Below are 17,011 nucleotides of genomic sequence, written 5' to 3' on the forward strand. Positions count from 1 at the left end.
GAAACCATGCTTGCATCGATTATCAATAATCATATTGATAATGAAGGTGGTCTGTCATGGAGGCTCTGGACACGGGTGCCATGCCCAGGGGGATGCGCAGTGAGCTGGTGAACTACGGCGACCCGGAGTTCGCGCTGTTCCTGCGCAAGGCCTTCATCAAGGGGGCCGGCTACACCGATGAGGTACTCGACCGCACGGTGATCGGCATCGTCGACACCGGCAGCGGGTTCAACCCGTGCCACGGGAACATGCCCCAGCTGGTGGAGGCCGTTAAGCGCGGCGTCATGCTCAGCGGGGGGCTGCCGGTCGCCTTCCCGACGATCTCGGTCCACGAGAGCTTCGCCAACCCCACGAGCATGCTGCTGCGGAACTTGATGTCGATGGATACCGAGGAGATGATCCGTGCGCTGCCCGTCGATGCGGTGGTGCTCATCGGCGGGTGCGACAAGACGGTTCCAGCTCAGCTCATGGGGGCCGCGTCAGCCGGCAAGCCGGTGATCCAGCTGGTAACCGGGTCGATGCTCACCGGCTCCCACCGGGGGCAGCGCGTGGGAGCCTGCACGGACTGCCGGGCCTTCTGGGGCCGCTACCGGGCCCAGGAGATCGACGACGCCGAGATCACCGAGGTCAACGGCCGGTTGGTCGGCAGCGTCGGCACCTGCTCGGTGGCCGGTACGGCGAGCACGATGGCGTGCATCGCCGAAGCGGCCGGCATCGCGCTGCCGGGAAGTGCCACGCCGCCGGCCGTCACCGCGGACCGCATGCGTGCTGCCGAAGCCACCGGGAGCCGGGCAGTGGGGCTGGCCGATGAGGGACTGACCGCAGGGAAGATCCTCACTCCTCAGGCGTTCGAGAACGCGCTGCGGGTGTTGCTGGCCGTCGGCGGGTCCACCAACGGCCTGATCCATCTGACAGCCGTGGCCGGACGGCTGGGCTACTCGCTCGACCTGGAGCTCTTCGACCGGATGAGCACCGAGACACCGGTCCTGGTCGATCTGAAGCCCTCGGGCAGCCACTACATGGAGGACCTCCACCGCGCCGGCGGCGTTCCCCGGCTTCTCTGGGAGTTGCAGGATCTGCTCCATCTCGGTGCACTCACCGTCACGGGCCGTACGTTGGGCGAGGAACTGGCGGACATGCCGGCCCCGTTCCCGCAGAACGTCATCCGGTCCCGCAGCAAGCCCGTATATCCGGCTGGGGGCATCGCGGTCGTCAGGGGAAACCTCGCACCCGGCGGGGCGATCATCAAGCGATCGGCTGCCACCCAGGATCTGCTCGAACACCGCGGGAGGGCCGTGGTCTTCGAGGACGCGGAGGATCTCGGCAGGCGCATCGACGACGAGAACCTCGACGTGCGGCCCGACGATGTCCTCGTTCTGAAGAACATCGGGCCGGTAGGGGGGCCCGGCATGCCCGAGGCGGGCTACATCCCCATCCCGAAGAAGATCGCCCGGACCGGCGTGAAGGACATGGTCCGCATCTCCGACGGCCGGATGTCGGGTACCGCCGCAGGCACGATCGTCCTCCATGTGACCCCCGAGGCAGCTGTCGGCGGTCCCTTGCAGCTGGTCCGGACGGGAGACACGATCCGGCTGAGCCTGAGCGAACGCTCCCTCGAACTCGAGGTCGCCGAGGACGTGCTGGCCGAGCGTGCCAAGAGCGCACCGGCGCGGCGAGAGGACCGGAGCGCACGCGGCTACCGCCGGCTCTACGTCGACGAGGTGACGCAGGCGGACGAAGGCTGTGACTTCCGCTTCCTGCAGGCCACCACCAAGCGGGGAACCGTGCCGCAGCCCACCGAATCCGGCAACCGCACGTCCCAACCGCTGGAAGGCGCCGATGTGCCTGCGCCTTTCGGCGCGGAGCACTGACGGCCTCCCAGGTGTCGATCAAGGCACGACGATTCATGCACGGCCACTAAACAGAGAGGTTTAGCTGTGCTCACTGGAGCTGAATTCGGCCTTCTGGCCATTGGGCTGGCTGGGATCGTGCTCGTGATCCTGCTGATCACGAGCCCCCTGAAAGTTCATCCGGTCCTCGCCCTCCTCGTCAGCGCGCTGGGCATCGGTCTCGTCGCCGGACAGGAGCCCGACGACGTGGTGAGCGCCATGACGAGCGGGGCAGGCAAAACGTTCGGTGGTACCGGCATCATCGTGGTGCTCGGCACGATCCTCGGGACGATGCTCGCAGAATCCGGTGGAACGCAGAAGCTCGCCGAGGCGCTCACCCGCGGGCGGTCTCTGCGGAGCATCCCATGGATGGTGAGCCTGCTGTCGGTGCTCGTCTCGCTCCCCCTGTTCTTCGAAGTCGCCCTGGCAGTGCTCCTCCCGCTGCTGATCAGCCTCGCCAAGGAGATCGAGAATCAGTTCCTTGACGTAGAAGGCCGCGACTCCCGAGGACGCAGGGTCTCCCCGTACATGCTCGTGGCTGTGCCCGCTCTGGCATCGATCGCGTCGCTGCATGCCCTCGTCCCACCGCACCCTGGGCCCGTGGCAGCGGCCGGCGCGGTTCACGCAAGCATCGGTACGACCGTAGCGTTCGGACTACCCATCGCCCTCCTTACCTCGGTGGTGGTCGGCCAGCTCTTCGTCTGGCCGATGGCGCACCGCATTTTTCCGGTGCCGCCGCAGCGGCTCGTTGACCAGTTCACCGGTAAGCGCGAGAAGGGCGAGGGCAGGGTCCCTTCGGTCCCCGCAGCCGTCGTGCCGGTCGTGCTCCCTCTCGTGCTCATCCTCGCCCCCTCGCTCCCTCTCGCAGCCGGCTTCGGCGCCGTCGTCGATGTCGTGGGCGAGCCGGTCGTGGCGCTCCTGATCGCTGTGATCGTCGCGCTCATCACTCTCGGCTGGGCCCGCGGCGCCAAGGGCAGCGAACTGAAGGGCCATGTGGAGAGCAGCATCGTGGCTGTCGCCCCGATCCTGCTGATCATCGCTGCCGGCGGCGCACTGGGTCAGGTCATGGTCAGCGCCGGTATCAGCGACGTCATCGCCACGGCAGCCCATTCCATCGGTCTTGCTGCTGTGGTCCTCGCCTGGGTCCTGGCGGCGCTCATCCGGCTTGCGGTCGGCTCCGCCACGGTCGCGATCATCACCGCGGCCGGCATCGTGGCCCCCGTGGTCTCGGACGTGTCCCCGGCGCAGGGTGCGCTGGTCGTCCTCGCGCTGGGCACCGGTTCGATCTTCTTGCCGCACGTGAACAACGCCGGCTCCTGGTACGTCAAGGAGAGCTTCGGCATGTCCCTCGGGGAGATGTTCAAAAGCTTCACCGTCATCGAGACCACCGTCTCCGTGCTCGGGTTCGTAAGCGTCACGGTGGCATCTGCGTTCGTTTGATCCGCAACCCGTGTCGACGACACCACGCGATCAGAACGTCTCACGCAGAGTCCCCTCTCTCGCACTGCAGCAGCGTCTTGCAACCTGACCTCCGACGTCGTGTGCAGGGGTGCTCCTAACAGACCACCCCTGCATGTCGGCTGCCCGACCCTCGAAGCGAAATTGTGTGCGGATCCTTCGGAGCGACGGGCGGGATCAAGTGGTGAGGCGGTGGTGCTGCTGCTCTGGGGGGGGAGTACAGGTAGGGATGTTCACGAGCTGTGTGGAAGATCCAGTAGTCCTCGAAGTCGCCGTTGGCGATCAGCGTGCGGAGTCGGAGGACGGCTTCCGTGGTCTCGGCGTCGCGGCCGCCGGGCGGGGCGGCGGAAGGCGTGCACGGCCGTCCAGCAGTACTCGGCAACGTTGACGAAGCCGAGAGCGGGGCATGCAGGCAGATGTCGCGACGCGGCGACGGACCATTCAACGTTGCTCTGACGCGCAATAGGTCCAGGCCATAGATCGTTTGGGCAGGGAGAGCTCCCGGTGGCTGGAGAGGCTGCGGGTGTTGACGTTCAAGGGGCAGACCACGGCTTCCCGCGGGTTGAGCAGTCACGGTCCGGCCGCACCGGTTGAGCGCCGTGATCGCACGGCGGGTGGTGCGATCGGGGGCGCGCTGGGCGAAGTAGGCGCCGTCACTGTGTCGGAAACCCGCGGGCGATGATCACTTCGGCGACCGCGCGGTTCACACCGGGCATCGTGTCGAGAAGGTCAAGGGAGCCTCCGCGTGGGACCACCTGACAGCACTGGTCAGCCGGCGATGGTGTCCAGGTCGGCAACCGCGTCGTCCGGGAGCTCCAGGCTCGCGGCGGCGATGTTCTCCCGCAGGTGCTCCGGCGAGGAGGTGCCGGGGATCAGCGCGATGTTCGGCGATCGGCGCAGCAGCCAGGCCAGCGCAACCTGCTGGGGTGAGGTTCCGAGCCGGCCGGCGACCTTCGCCAGTGTCTCGGACTGCAACGGGGTGAAGCCGCCGAGCGGGAAGTACGGCACGAACGCGATGTTCTCGGCCGCCGTGCGCTCCACCAGCGCGTCGTCCTGCCGGTTGGCCAGGTTGTACAGGTTCTGCACGGTCACGACGGGCGCGATCGAAAGGGCCTCGTCCAGCTGCGCCGCGGTCACTGTGCTCAGCCCGAGGTGGCGGATCAGTCCCTGCTTCCGCAGCTCTGCCAACGCCCCGAACTGCTCGGCCAGAGAGTCGTCGTTCGGGGAGTCCGCGTTTCCCCATCGCAGATTGACGACGTCCAGGGCCTCCAGGCCGAGGTTGCGCAGGTTGTCGTACACCTGTGCCTTCAGGTCCTGGGAATGCCGGGACAGCAGCCAACTGCCGTCGGCTCCCCGGCGAGCGCCGACCTTGGTGACGATGCGGAGCTGCGCGGGATAGGGGTGCAGTGCTTCCTTGATGAGCTCGTTGACGACCACTGGCCCGTAGAAGTCGGAAGTGTCGATGTGCGTGATGCCCGCTTCCACCACCGCGCGCAGCACCCCGAGGGCTCGGCCTCGGTCCTTCGGCGGGCCGAAGACGTGGGGTCCGGCCAGCTGCATGGCTCCGTAACCGACGCGGGTGAGGGTCAGGCCCTCGGCCGGGGTGAGGGTGCCGCCGAGCTGTGCTGTCATGTCGTGCCTCCAGTGATGACCTTGCTCTCTAACCTGCGGCAGTCTCCGCTGCCGTGGCTAGGCCCCGGTGTTCCTGGGAGTGACAGGGACAGGCACCGCCTACCGGTCGGCCGTACGGTGTGGTCATGGACGGATTGAATCCGCTCGGGGAGTTCCTGCGTGCCCGCCGTGCGCTGATACGGCCAGAGGACGTGGGGCTGCCCGGCGGTGGCCTGCGTCGGGTGCCGGGGTTGCGCCGCGAGGAGGTCGCGACGCTGGCCGGTATCAGCTCCGACTACTACCTGCGGCTGGAGCAGGGCCGTGACCGCAACCCGTCCGTGCAGGTTCTGGAGGCTGTCGCCCGGGTACTGCAGCTCGACGCCGACGCCACCACCCATCTCGTCGGCCTCGCCCAGGAGCGACCCAGTCCGGGGGCGGGCTCCGGGCGCTCACGGCAGGTGCCGACGAGCCTGTTGCAGCTCATCGACGGCTGGCCGCGCAACCCTGCATACGTGCAGAACCGCTACTACGACTGCTTGGCAGCCAACGCGCTCGCTACCGCACTCACTCCGAGCTTCCGACCCGGAGTCAACCTGCTGCGGGCCATCTTCCTTGACCCGGCAGAGCGCGAGCTGCACCGCGACTGGGAAGAGCTGACTTCGGAGGCTGTGGCCGCTTTGCGGTCCACGGCCGGGGCGGATGTGGACGGTCCGCGGCTGCGCGACCTGGTAGGCGAGCTGTCCCTGGGCAGCGAACGCTTCCGTACTCTGTGGGCCCGGCACGAGGTGAGGCCCCGCCGCGGCAGGTTGAGCCATCTGACCCACCCAGAGGTCGGCGACCTCGACCTCCGCTCGCACAAGTTGTCCGTGGACGGCACGGACGGGCTCAACATGGTCGTCTTCCATGCCGAGCCCGGCAGCCGCAGCGCCGAACTGCTGGGCATCCTCGGCAGTCTCGCCGCGTGTCCGAGCGGGGAGGCCCGGCGGGACGACGCGCAGGAACGCATCGAGGACCCGTAGACGCAGCCCGTTTTGGGAACCCCTCGTGCGCCGGGGCGGCGGCCCAACCGCCACCGGCACAGGAGGCCGGGGCAGCGTCGGTCCGGATCGCTTCGCCCCCGGGCTGCGCCTCACGCATCGGGTTGAAAGGAACGACCGTGCTCAACGGAGGTACCGACATGCTCAAGAAGATCCGTGACGACCTGTGGGAGACCCGGGGTGAGTCGCCGTTTCCGGGGCTGACCACGCATGCGTACCTGTGGACGCCGCCGTCCGGAGGCAACGTGCTGTTCTACTCGACCGTGACCGACGCCGACTTCGACGAAATCGAGCGGCGGGGCGGCGTGGCGCACCAGTACCTGAGCCATCATGACGAGGCCGGGCCGATGGTGCGGGAGATCGCCAGGTGGTTCGGCGCCCGTCTGCACGGCGGGCTCGGCGATGCCCGGCAGATCGAGAAGGTCGCCGGCGGGGGCGGAATGCGGCTGGACCACCGGCAGGTGGACGAGAACGGGGTCGAGGTCATCCCCACCCCGGGACACACACCGGGCAGCACCTGCTATCTCGTGAACGGTGCGGGCGGCGAAAGCTATCTGTTCACGGGCGACACCATCTATACCGAGCGTGACGGCTCATGGGCAGCCGGAAATCTCTCGTTCAGCGACCCGGTCGCCCTGGCGACCAGCCTGAGGCTGATCGCCGCGCTGCGCCCCGACCTGGTGGCCTCCAGCGCCGCTCCGGGCGGTGCCGGAACGCACGACCTGCGCGGCGACGACTGGGCCGGCAAGGTACGGCAGGCACTCGCCTCTCTGAGCCACTGACGCCCAACCGTCGGCCTCGGAGGGTTAGCCAGAATGAGACCAGCGGCGATGGACTCGCCCATCACACAACCGACAGCGTTCGGGGCACTCCCGCACGAGGACGTCCACCACATGCTGAAGCAGCGCAGGCTTTGGCATTCTGGGCCGGGCAACCCGCCGCAAGAGCGATCCCGACTCCTTCCTTCGGGAGTACCCGCTGATCGACATCCGTGCCGGGATCCGTTGGTGCGGGCGCCAAGACGGTCGTGGTGGTGGGCAACTCCGGCGTCGGTTCGCTCAAGCGACCGAACAGGTGCAGGGCGCCGATCCCAACACGATCACGGTGGCAGAGCACTTCAGACCCCGGCCGACGCAGGCGTCGGCTCAGCGGTCGGCCAGCAGCCCACCTCGCCGCTCGTGTGTCGGCCGAGTCGCAACCGCAGCAGCTGACACAGATCGACCTGTACATCGCGCTCAACCCCCGGGAGGGGCCGCCCCGACGTCTTGACGACGTGTACGGATCCCTTCCGCATCCTCGTGCTCCCCCTCAGGAGAGGCTCATGTTTCGATTGCCACGCCTGGCAGCCGTCACCGCCCTTGCTCTTGCCCTCGGCCTCCTCGCGACCACGCCTGCGGTGGCCGGCGGGCCGACGGTGTCCGATCCGCGAGTCCTCGCCCACTTCGATCTCGCAGCGGGCCAGACGCCCGAGAACATCGCCCTCGTCCCCGACGGCTCGGTCGACGTGACCCTCGCGTACGCCCGCCAGGTCGCCAACGTCAGCCGCAACGGCGCGACGCGCATCCTCGCGACCCTGCCGGACGTCGCCAACCCCAAGACCCCCCTGCTGGGCAGAGCCCTCGTCACCGGCATCGCGCGCGCCGACGACGGCACGCTCTTCGTCGACTATGCCACCGGTACCAGTGAGACCGGCATCTGGCGGATCGACCCCGGGGGCGGTGCTCCGCGCCAGATCGCGCAACTGCCGCCGGGCGGCCTGCCCAACGGCCTTGCCCTCGACGAGCGCCGGGGAGCGCTCTACGTCGCCGACTCCGTGCTGGGCACCGTCTGGCGCGTCCCGTGCACCGGCGGCACCCCCGCGGCGTGGGCCGGCGGAGCCGCCCTGGAGCCGGGCAGTCCCGTGCCGCCCGCTTACGGCATCGGCGTCAACGGACTGCGCTTCCACAATGGTGCGGTGTGGGTCAGCAACACCGACGCCGGTACTGTCCTGCGAATCCCGGTGGAACAGGACGGGTCCGCGGGGGCGATCGAAACCCGGGCGACCGGACTCGCCGGCATCGACGACTTCAACTTCGTGTCCCGCCACAGTGACACCGCCCTCGCCGCGCTCATGATCGCGAACCAGGTCGCCCTCATCCAGGCCGACGGCAGCCACACCATCGTCCTCACCCAGCAGAGTGGCCTGTCCAACCCCAGCTCGGTGGCCGTACGCGGCCACACCGCCTACGTGACCAACTCGGGATACTTCAGTCAGCCGGGCGGTGAGGGCGGCCCCAACCTGCTCGTGGCCCGCGTCCACCAGCGGTATCCGGGGCAATGATGTCCTGAGCCCTCACACCTCAACTTGGCCTCGGACGGGGCGCGGGTGCTGGACTTCGGTATCGCCGATGGCACCGCGGTCACCCGCACGGGCATGTTGACCGGGACGATCAACGGGTGGATAAGGGCTGGCCCGAGATCAATGCCGCATCGCGGCCGGGAGCTCCAAGCGCAGCGAGTGTGGCCGAGGGGGCGTTGTCGTTGCCACGGAAGTCGCGTAAGCCGAAGCGTCGCGTGCCGCCCACCGCCACGCTGATCGGTTTCATGTGGGCCGACTCCCGGGGGAGGAAGGTCCAGCCGGCCGCCGAGGCCGCCCTACTCCTCGGCATCAGCGACCAGACGATCTATGTCTGGCGTTGGCAACACCTCATCGATACGGGGCAGTTGCCCGGCACGAACAGCAGCGACCTGTCCGAGCTGGCTGCGGCACGCAAGCGCATCGCCGAGCTGGAGGCCGAGTTGGCCGTCCACCGGTGGGCAGCCTCACCTCTGGGTGAGGTAACGTCCCCAGAGGTGCTTCGAAGCCATCCGCGTCATGGCCCGCGAGCACCTGCCGGTGCAGCCGGCCTGCCGGGTGCTGCATGTCGCCGAGTCCGGATACTACGCCTGGCCGGACCGTCCACCGTCGAACCGCCTGGGTCAAGTACGCCTGGCTGACCGAGGCCATCGTCGGCATCCACACCGGCTCCCGCGGCACCTACGGCTCGCGCCGAGTGCACGCCGAGCTCGGCCTGGGCCTGGCCATCCATACCACGCCGGTTCGGGGGAGGTCGCCACCGGCCCCGCCTTGCTGGGCCTGGTCGTGCGGCGCTGCCGTTCGCCCTCCCCATCCTTTCGCGGCCCAGGTCAGCGTCGGCGTTCGTTCTGCACGTTCGGTGCCCGAAGGGAGCACACCAAGAGCCGCCAACTTGCGGCCGGATACGTGGGCCAGGGTTCGCCTGGTGGGGTCTGCGTCCAGTTCCGCTGGTCGCGGTACTCGCAGTCGTCGGTCTGGCAGTCGTGGCGGTGGTGGACCTCGTTGAGGTCCTCGGGGCTTGGAGTCGGTGAAGCGTCTTCGGCTGATGCCCGCCTGAGGCGCCCCCGGTCCCGGTCAGCCGTCGAGGTCGTCGTCCATGCCCGTGCTCAGCCGCTGCTCGAGGTCGCTGACCCATTCCTGGGCCCACTGCCGCAGTTCCGAGATCTCCTCTTGGGACAGGCCGTAGGCCTCGAACTCGGCGTCGTCGATCCACTGCGCGGTTCCGAGACGGTCGCGGAGGTCGTCGAGGCGGAAGTCCCCGCGGCCGTGCCGGCTCCCCAGCATCTCCAGATCCGCGATCGTGTGCTCGCGGGCTGCCGCCCGGACGTCGACGAAGTCGCGGGGCGCCGCGCGGTCGGCCAGCGCCCGGACTTTGGTGCCGATCACGTCGTCGAGGCCCAGGACGGTGCCGTACCTGTGAGGACCGGCCGTACCCACAGGTTCTCCTTGAGGACGTCGACCTCCCCCTGCTCCCCGTCGGCGCTGGTCGCCATCAGGCGGGCGGCCAGGGGGTCCACACTGATGATGCCGATGTGCCAGCCGCCTCGGTGAGACCGCGTTCCAGGTCGTCGGCGATGGCGGACCTGACGGGCCGGGTTTTCGGTGGCGACGTCGATGTCCTGGCTGAGGCGGTCGACCAGGCCGTGTGCCTGGGCGGCGTAGCCGCCGGTGATCACCAGCGGGTACGGGGTGCCGATCGCGAGGACGTCGGCAAGGAGCCGGCGGTGCAGAGCGCTGATGTTCACGCGGCGGCGGACGCCTGGTGCGCAAGCTCGGGGAACGCGGCCTCCCACACCTCGCGGACATGCCTGCTGATCATGGTTCTCATCAGGGGCCACTGCGCGAGGAGGAGATCGCGGTTCAGGAAGCCGGTGATGTCATCGCGCTGCCCCCCCCGGCGAGTACCGTCCGATAGAGGCCCATGCACTGACGGGGCCGGTCGAGATCGTAGGTGCGCAGTCCCGACCAGACGATGTGAAGCGGCAGCTCGACCTGACCGTGCTCCGGCCCTGTGAGGTCTTCCAGGGAGGCGGGAAGCCGCCTCGCGTACCGCTCGTGCAGCACCTCGGCGGCAGAGGGAGTGGCATCAGAAGATGACTGCTGGACCATGGCCCCCAGTATTACCGTGTGCGCCGGGCGAATGGCACGGCGGACGCGGCCCGGATGCGGCAACACCGAGCGCCTGTACTCCGCACTCGACTATCTCCCACCCGAGGAGTTCGAGACGGCTTACTACCGCTCTTTGACCACTCCGAACGCCGCCCGAGACACACAAGATCGGCCGCTACGAAACTCGGGGCAGCTCAACAGACCGTGAGAAACGATCACCCCGAGAGGGCGTGATACAGCATCTGACCTGGGCGTTTTCCCTGCTTGACAATACCGGGTGTGGGTATTGCCACACAGTGGGTGGCTGGTGATCCCGCTAGGGTCTGTCCACTGCCTACAAATTCACCGGAGGGGCCATGGCGTTCGGCTGGATCGACGAGCAGGCGGAGCAGCGCCGCCGCGCCGGACTCGTACGGACCCTGCGCCCCCGCCCCGCCGACTCGCCCCTGCTGGACCTGGCGAGCAACGACTACCTGGGCCTCGCCCACCACCCGGAGGTCGCCGAGGGCGCGGCCGGGGCGGCCCGGACCTGGGGCGGCGGCTCCACCGGCTCCCGGCTGGTGACCGGCACGACGGAACTCCACACCGAGCTGGAGCGGGAGCTGGCCGATTTCTGCGGGTTCGAGGCCGCCCTGGTCTTCTCCTCCGGTTACGCGGCCAACCTCGCCGCCGTCACCACGCTCGGCCCGCACGGTTCCCTGATCGTCTCCGACGCCCTCAACCACGCCTCCCTGATCGACGGTTGCCGGCTGGCCCGGGGCGCCACCCAGGTCGTCGGACACGCCGACCCGGACGCCGTGCGCAAGGCCCTCGGGACGCACGAGGGGCCCGCCGTGGCCGTCTCCGACACGGTGTTCTCGGTCGACGGGGACGCGGCACCGCTGGCCGCGCTGGCCGAGGCGTGCCGGGAGCACGGCGCCGGGCTGCTCGTCGACGACGCCCACGGGCTCGGGGTGCTCGGGGACGGCGGGCGGGGCGCGCCGTACGCGGCCGGGCTCTCCGGGGCCGACGACGTCGTGGTCACGGCGACCCTGTCGAAATCGCTGGGCAGCCAGGGCGGGGTGGTGCTGGGCCCGGCCCGGGTGATCGACCACCTGGTGAACGCGGCCCGGACCTTCATCTTCGACACCGGCCTGGCCCCCGCCGCGGCGGGCGCGGCGCTGGCGGCGCTGCGGCTGCTGCGCCGCGAGCCCGCGCGTGCGGAGCGGGCCCGCGAGGTGGCCGCGGAACTGCACGCACGGCTGACCGCCGCGGGTCTGGAAGCGGTACGTCCGGACGCCGCGGTGGTCTCCGTGCGAGCCCCGTCCCCGGAGCAGGCCGTGCGGTGGGCGGCCGACTGCCGTACGGCAGGCCTGGCCGTGGGCTGTTTCCGTCCGCCGTCGGTGCCGGACGGCATCTCGCGGCTCAGGCTGACCGCCCGTGCGGACCTCTCCGGGGCCGAGATCGAACGCGCTGTACGTGTGATCGGCAAGACACGACCATGAGTCGGCGTGACACGGCCGGGCCTGGCTCGCGAGCGGATACGGAGTCGGGAACGGATGGGTGCGAGTCTGATCGATTTCGTTCGTGTCTGATCAGACTCTTCGGGGGCTGATCAGCCGGCGAGTGCCGCCGTGAAACCCGCCCAGCTCTCGGGGGAGAAGAGCAGTGCGGGTCCGGCCGGAGCCTTGGAGTCGCGCACGGCGAGCAGTCCGGCCGACGGGCCGGAGCGCGGCCGTGCCGTCTCCACGCAGTTGTTCGCTCCGGTGCTGTAGCTGCTGCGCAGCCACCGCAGTCCGTGCAGATCAGCACTTGAAGGTACGTTCCGAGGCAGTGCAGTCATGGTGCCTCCTTACGCGCCGTCAGCTATTGCGGCGATGTAATCCAACGAGTCCTCGGGCGAAAGGGCGTGGATCCGGAGCGTGTCGAAGGCCTCCGTGTAGGCCTGCAGGTCTTCTTTCCGCTCCAGGTAGAGGCTACTCGTCAACTGGTCGATAACAACCACGTCCAGATCAGAAGTGCTCGGAAATGAGAAGATTACGAAAGGTCCGGTGATGCCGATATGCGCTCCGGCCGCGAACGGCAGCACCTGGAGCCGTACCTGCGGCAGCCGGGCCGCCTCCATCAGCCGCTCCAGCTGCCGTGCCATCACACCGGGACCGCCCACCTCCCGGCGCAGCACCGCCTCGTCCAGGACCGCGCTCAGCTCCAGCGGCGGATCGTTGCGCAGCACGTCCTGCCTGGCCAGGCGTACCTCCACCAGGGTGTCCAGGGAGTCGTCGGCGTGCCCGTCCATGGCCGCCCGGGTCACCGCGCGTGCGTACTCGGGGGTCTGCAGCAGCCCCGGTACGACCAGGGTCTCCAGCGTGCGCATCGCGCGGGCCTGTGACTCCAGGCTGATGAAGTCCCGGTAGGCGGGCGGCAGGACCCCACGATAGGCGTGCCACCAGTGATGCCGGCCCGCCGTGTCCTCCGACCCCGCCAACACCAGCAGCAACTCGCGCAGTTGCCCCTCGACCACGCCGTAGGCGTCCAGAAGTAACCGCACATCGGCCGGTTTCACACCGCTGGCGCCGGTCTCGATCCGGCTCACTTTCGACTGATGCCAGCCCACCAGACGGGCGGCCTCACCGCTCGTGAGGCCGGCGCCGGTGCGCAGTGTGCGCAGTTCGGCGCCCAGTTTCCGGCGGCGTACCGCGGGACCGTTCTGCATGGGCTACTCCTTACTCCTTCCGAGCCGCCCAAATACGGTCTGAGGTCGCAGAGTTCACCGCTTCGAGCGACAGATATATGCATATCTTGGTGGATCGCTCCCCGTGACCGGCCCGGTAATGGCAGTCTGGCGAAGAAGCACCAGTCCGGGACCGTACTCGAACCATCCGCTCCGTGTCGGACTCCGGTCCCGAGGAAAGGGACGACGTCGCCATGGCAGACCACCTGGAAGCATCCGTCACTCTGCCGAGCGATCCCGCCTCGGTCTCCGCCGCCCGCTCCTACGTGCTGGACACCCTCGCGGAGTGGGGGCTGCCACGGGAGACGGAGACCGCGGACACCGTCCGCCTCATCGTCTCCGAACTCGCCACCAACGCCGTGCAGCACACCTTCGGGCAGTCACCCACCTTCACGGTGGACCTCGTGCTCGACCGGGACGAGCAGCTGTGCATCGGCGTCACGGACAGTCATCCGCGCTTCCCGAAGAGACTCCCCGCCGCGGTCCAGCAGGACAACGGACGCGGCATGGTCATCATCCGCTGGCTGACCGCCGAGTGCGGCGGCAAGCTCCGGGTGCGCCCCACCCGGGAGGGCGGCAAGACCGTCTCCATCGAACTGCCCTGGACGGTCCCGGCGGGCACCGTCACGGCGGCCGGCCAGCAGGAGCCGTAGCCCCGAGCCCCTGCCGGCCGGCCGTCGTGGGAACGGGTCAGCTGACCCGGCCGTACCAGACGCTGCGCGTCCAGATCTTCTGGAGCCTGACCACGTCCCCGGTCTTCGGGGCGTGCCAGATCTTTCCCTTCCCGGCATAGATGCCGACGTGGTACACGCTGGACCCCGAGTGGAAGAAGACCAGGTCCCCGGCCTTGCGGTTGCCGGCCGAGATGTGACGGGTCTTGTTGTACTGCTGGGCAGCCGTACGAGGCAGCTTCTTGCCCGCCTTCTTGAACGAGTACAGCGTCAGCCCGGAGCAGTCGAACCTGTTCGGTCCGGTGGCGCCCCACCTGTAGGGCGAGCCCTTCTTCGAGGCGGCGACCTGAAGTGCCTTCGTCGCCATCGTGGCGGCCGAGGCGTCGGAGGCGACACCCGGTATCACGATCGAGCCGCCCACGGCGGCGATGGTCAGCGCCGAGGCCGTACCGGCCCGGGCCATCAGCGACGGAACACGATTGAGCGCAGTCATGCGCAACCCTTCGTCAGCCGCCTGTGAAGGATGACCTGTCGGATTCGGGCTGGCGAAGTTGCCCGGCCGTGTCACCACGGCTTCACCCCAAGGGCTGCTCGGCCCGGTCATGGCGTGACCGTGCCGGCGACCCGTCGTGCTTGGGTCCTCCACTCCTGCCGATGCACTTCTGTCGACGGGTCAATCCGGGCGGCGGCAGGACTCGGCGTCCGCCCGGACCGCCCCGCCGCTGTGGCGGGGGCTTGTCGTCAGACAGGGATCTTCACTCACGCGTGTCCGAAAATCCCAACGGAATCGGGGATTTGTGGGGTTACTCACCACCCACCCGTTCGGGTGGACAGCCTTCTGTTCGATTCTCCGTCAACTGCCCTGCGTAGCCCCGGACCTGCGCGGAAGCCGCCCGCGGGCACCCCCGCGCAGGCAACCTGAGCGGCTTCCGCGGTCGGGTAAAACCACGCCACGCTCCGCCGAACGGCGGTAACCCCTTTGGGTCGTTTCGGCTCCGGCCCGCCCGCGCCGTCGACGGGCCGGACCGGAGTCCGGCGGGTGTCAACCTACGCAGTCGGGCGGGAGCGCGACGCGAGCGGTCCGGCGCTCGCCGTCGAGCACCCGCAACGCACGTGCCAGCGTGTCCCCGTGAAGCTCCGTCTCGCCCCGCAGATGCATCAGGGCGAGCGCGTCACGCAGCTCGGACGCCGCGCGCACCAGCGCCTGCGCGGCGCGCAGCCCGCGGTAGGTGTCCTCGTTCCGCGCCGGATTGATCCGGCCCAGCAGATCCACCACGTCCAGATAACGGTCGATCAGCTCGCCCTCGGCGCGGGTCAGCGCCGGCAGCGGCGGAAGCTCCGGTGGCAGCATCGGCCGCTCACCCCGCGTCCGGCAGGCCGGGCAGGGACCGGCGGGTGGGCACCACCCGGTCCACCAGCCCGTACGCCAGCGCCTGCGGCGCGTCCAGGACCAGGTCCCGCTCCAGGTCCTGGTGCACCTGTTCGGCGGTACGCCCGGTGTGCCGGACGAGCATCTCCTCGATCATCGCCCGGACCCGGTCCAACTCCGCCGCCTGGATGGCCAGATCACTCGGCTGGCCCTGTACCGGTTCCGGCAGCGACGGCTGCTGGAGCACAATGCGCGCGCCGGGCAGCACGGACCGCTTGCCCGGTGTGCCGGCCGCCAGCAGGACCGCGGCCGACGCCCCGGCCTGCCCGAGGCAGACCGTCTCCACGTCGCAGCTCATGTACTGGACCGTGTCGTAGACCGCGGCCATCGCGCTGTAGGAGCCGCCCGGGGAGTTGATGTACAGGGAGATGTCCCGCTCCGGAGCCGTGTACTCCAGGTACATCAACTGCGCCATCACGTCGTTGGCCGACACCTCGTCGACGGGCGTGCCGAGGAAGACGATCCGCTCCTCCAGCAGCTTCGAGTACGGATCGAGGGTGCGCTGCCCCGCGGCCGTGCGTTCCGTGAACTCGGGCAGGACATAGCGGGCGGACGGTCGGGTCATGGCGTACCCCTCCTCGTGACTGAGGCAGCCCGGGGGCCGGGCTCTCTGTCAAAAATGTACAGGCCGTACAGACCATTAGGAGGGGATTCCGCTGTCGCCGAACAAGATGTGATGTCCGGGGTGCCCCGTAAGCTGGGTCCATGGCCTACGAGATTCCGGTGACCCAAGCCAGGGCTGAGCTCGCCGAACTGATCAACAGGGTGGTGTACGGCGGTGAGCGCGTCGTCGTGACGCGCCACGGCAAGCCGCTGGTCGCCCTCGTCTCCGCCGCCGACCTCGAACGGCTCGAAGAGCTTCCGGAGCCGGCCGAGGAGCACGTGGACCACGTGGTCAGCTCGGTCTCCACGGTCCGCGAGACGGCGGCAGCCGTACGCCCCGAGCGCGGCCGCTTCGGCATCGCGGCGGAGCACCGGGGAGCCGCGGGCTCCTGACGCAGGCTCCTGAACGAACGCCCCCGAAGAAGCGCCCCCGAAGCGGCGCCCCCGAAGGGGTGCGAGGAACTGCGCGACCGGCCACGACGGCGCTGCGGACGAACAACTGCGCATCGTGGCACCCCCGGCTGAGCACCCGGCACGTACCAGGACGCGTCCCGCGGGGCTGCTCCTGCGCCCCCCGGACCATCCGGGTGAGGGCCGTTCAGGTGTCATGGGCCCGCGGTCGGCCTCCGGCGCGGTGAGACGCGTCTTCGCGCCCCCGCCGTGAGGCCCATGCGCCGGTCATGAAGCGATCAAGGTCCGGTTAACGTCGCCGAAACTCCGGCAAACTAGCCTGCCGATCCACGCCACCTGGGGTTTTCCTAGCCGGATTGGGTCCGTGAGCCCATTCCGTCGCGGTGGCCGCGGCAACCGGACCCCGCACGGTCCGGAGCGAGGACTGTGAGGTGGGACGTGCAACTGACCCCGCACGAGCAAGAGAGGCTGCTGATCCACGTGGCGGCCGACGTGGCCGAGAAGCGCCGGGCCCGCGGGCTCCGGCTGAACCACCCCGAGGCGGTCGCCCTCATCACGTCGCACATCCTCGAAGGCGCGCGGGACGGCCGTACCGTCGCCGAACTCATGGCCTCCGGGCGCAAGCTGCTCACCAGGGACGACGTCATGGAGGGCATCCCCGAGATGATCCACGACGTCCAGGTCGAGGCGACCTTCCCGGACGGCACCAAGCTCGTCACCGTCCACGACCCGATCGTCTGAGGAGGCC

15 protein-coding genes, 2 pseudogenes and 1 riboswitch are annotated in these 17,011 nt (G+C 69.1%); of the genes and pseudogenes, 9 read left to right on the plus strand and 8 right to left on the minus strand.

Annotated elements, in window-relative coordinates:
• Positions 1-56 precede the first annotated feature (56 nt).
• Positions 57-1,871, plus strand: a complete 1,815-nt coding sequence (locus ACIQVL_RS19675) for an IlvD/Edd family dehydratase (protein ID WP_403442509.1) — start codon at positions 57-59, stop codon at positions 1,869-1,871.
• A gap of 66 nt (positions 1,872-1,937) precedes the next feature.
• Complete coding sequence (locus tag ACIQVL_RS19680; RefSeq protein ID WP_403442506.1) at positions 1,938-3,329, plus strand: gluconate:H+ symporter; 1,392 nt, start codon at positions 1,938-1,940, stop codon at positions 3,327-3,329.
• Positions 3,330-4,115: 786 nt separating this feature from the next.
• Here the strand turns inward: ACIQVL_RS19680 and ACIQVL_RS19685 are convergent.
• Positions 4,116-4,979 carry an oxidoreductase gene (locus ACIQVL_RS19685; protein ID WP_403442504.1) on the minus strand — a complete coding sequence of 288 codons (864 nt, stop codon included), beginning with the start codon at positions 4,977-4,979 and terminating at the stop codon, positions 4,116-4,118.
• 125 nt (positions 4,980-5,104) lie between these two features.
• On the opposite strand from ACIQVL_RS19685, the gene ACIQVL_RS19690 reads away from it, so the two are divergent.
• The 3 genes from ACIQVL_RS19690 (at position 5,105) to ACIQVL_RS19700 (ending at position 8,315) form a co-directional block, all read left to right on the plus strand.
• Positions 5,105-5,977, plus strand: a complete 873-nt coding sequence (locus tag ACIQVL_RS19690; RefSeq protein ID WP_403442501.1) for a helix-turn-helix domain-containing protein — start codon at positions 5,105-5,107, stop codon at positions 5,975-5,977.
• 137 nt (positions 5,978-6,114) lie between these two features.
• Entirely contained in the window at positions 6,115-6,777 is a 663-nt protein-coding gene (locus ACIQVL_RS19695) for an MBL fold metallo-hydrolase (protein WP_403475936.1), read from the plus strand.
• A gap of 539 nt (positions 6,778-7,316) precedes the next feature.
• A complete protein-coding gene (locus ACIQVL_RS19700; RefSeq protein ID WP_403442498.1) occupies positions 7,317-8,315 on the plus strand; it encodes a hypothetical protein in 999 nt (332 codons plus the stop codon).
• Positions 8,316-9,404: 1,089 nt separating this feature from the next.
• Here the strand turns inward: ACIQVL_RS19700 and ACIQVL_RS19705 are convergent.
• Positions 9,405-10,075: pseudogene (locus ACIQVL_RS19705) on the minus strand (nucleotidyl transferase AbiEii/AbiGii toxin family protein).
• Positions 10,072-10,439 (minus strand): annotated as a pseudogene (locus ACIQVL_RS19710) (hypothetical protein). The pseudogenes ACIQVL_RS19705 and ACIQVL_RS19710 overlap by 4 nt, the downstream one beginning before the upstream one ends.
• Before the next feature lie 356 nt (positions 10,440-10,795).
• On the opposite strand from ACIQVL_RS19710, the gene ACIQVL_RS19715 reads away from it, so the two are divergent.
• Positions 10,796-11,923 (plus strand): 8-amino-7-oxononanoate synthase, encoded by a 1,128-nt coding sequence (locus tag ACIQVL_RS19715; RefSeq protein WP_403475937.1) that lies wholly within the window; start codon positions 10,796-10,798, stop codon positions 11,921-11,923.
• 110 nt (positions 11,924-12,033) lie between these two features.
• Here ACIQVL_RS19715 and ACIQVL_RS19720 read toward each other — a convergent pair whose 3' ends face one another.
• Both ACIQVL_RS19720 and ACIQVL_RS19725 read right to left on the minus strand, forming a co-directional pair.
• A complete protein-coding gene (locus tag ACIQVL_RS19720; protein ID WP_403442493.1) occupies positions 12,034-12,261 on the minus strand; it encodes a DUF397 domain-containing protein in 228 nt (75 codons plus the stop codon).
• 9 nt (positions 12,262-12,270) lie between these two features.
• Positions 12,271-13,131, minus strand: a complete 861-nt coding sequence (locus tag ACIQVL_RS19725) for a helix-turn-helix domain-containing protein (protein ID WP_403442491.1) — start codon at positions 13,129-13,131, stop codon at positions 12,271-12,273.
• A 212-nt stretch (positions 13,132-13,343) separates the two neighbouring features.
• Between ACIQVL_RS19725 and ACIQVL_RS19730 the strand changes: the two genes are divergently transcribed.
• Positions 13,344-13,802 (plus strand): ATP-binding protein, encoded by a 459-nt coding sequence (locus tag ACIQVL_RS19730; RefSeq protein ID WP_403476212.1) that lies wholly within the window; start codon positions 13,344-13,346, stop codon positions 13,800-13,802.
• Between the two features lie 37 nt (positions 13,803-13,839).
• Here the strand turns inward: ACIQVL_RS19730 and ACIQVL_RS19735 are convergent, their stop codons facing one another.
• The 3 genes from ACIQVL_RS19735 to ACIQVL_RS19745 form a co-directional block, all read right to left on the minus strand.
• Complete coding sequence (locus ACIQVL_RS19735) at positions 13,840-14,313, minus strand: C40 family peptidase (RefSeq protein WP_403442488.1); 474 nt, start codon at positions 14,311-14,313, stop codon at positions 13,840-13,842.
• A gap of 3 nt (positions 14,314-14,316) precedes the next feature.
• A riboswitch (cyclic di-AMP (ydaO/yuaA leader) is annotated at positions 14,317-14,501 on the minus strand.
• Between the two features lie 361 nt (positions 14,502-14,862).
• The gene (locus ACIQVL_RS19740) at positions 14,863-15,171 is read right to left on the minus strand and encodes a hypothetical protein (protein WP_366357513.1); all 309 of its coding nucleotides are present in this window, start codon (positions 15,169-15,171) and stop codon (positions 14,863-14,865) included.
• Positions 15,172-15,178: 7 nt separating this feature from the next.
• Positions 15,179-15,814 (minus strand): ATP-dependent Clp protease proteolytic subunit, encoded by a 636-nt coding sequence (locus ACIQVL_RS19745; protein ID WP_403475938.1) that lies wholly within the window; start codon positions 15,812-15,814, stop codon positions 15,179-15,181.
• Between the two features lie 140 nt (positions 15,815-15,954).
• Between ACIQVL_RS19745 and ACIQVL_RS19750 the strand changes: the two genes are divergently transcribed.
• Together ACIQVL_RS19750 and ACIQVL_RS19755 are read left to right on the plus strand one after the other, a co-directional pair.
• Complete coding sequence (locus ACIQVL_RS19750; protein ID WP_403442482.1) at positions 15,955-16,245, plus strand: type II toxin-antitoxin system Phd/YefM family antitoxin; 291 nt, start codon at positions 15,955-15,957, stop codon at positions 16,243-16,245.
• 456 nt (positions 16,246-16,701) lie between these two features.
• Positions 16,702-17,004 (plus strand): urease subunit gamma, encoded by a 303-nt coding sequence (locus ACIQVL_RS19755; RefSeq protein WP_037782101.1) that lies wholly within the window; start codon positions 16,702-16,704, stop codon positions 17,002-17,004.
• The last annotated feature ends 7 nt before the right edge of the window (positions 17,005-17,011 follow it).

The sequence above is a fragment of the Streptomyces sp. NPDC090499 genome, from assembly GCF_044769305.1.
Lineage (GTDB): Bacteria > Actinomycetota > Actinomycetes > Streptomycetales > Streptomycetaceae > Streptomyces.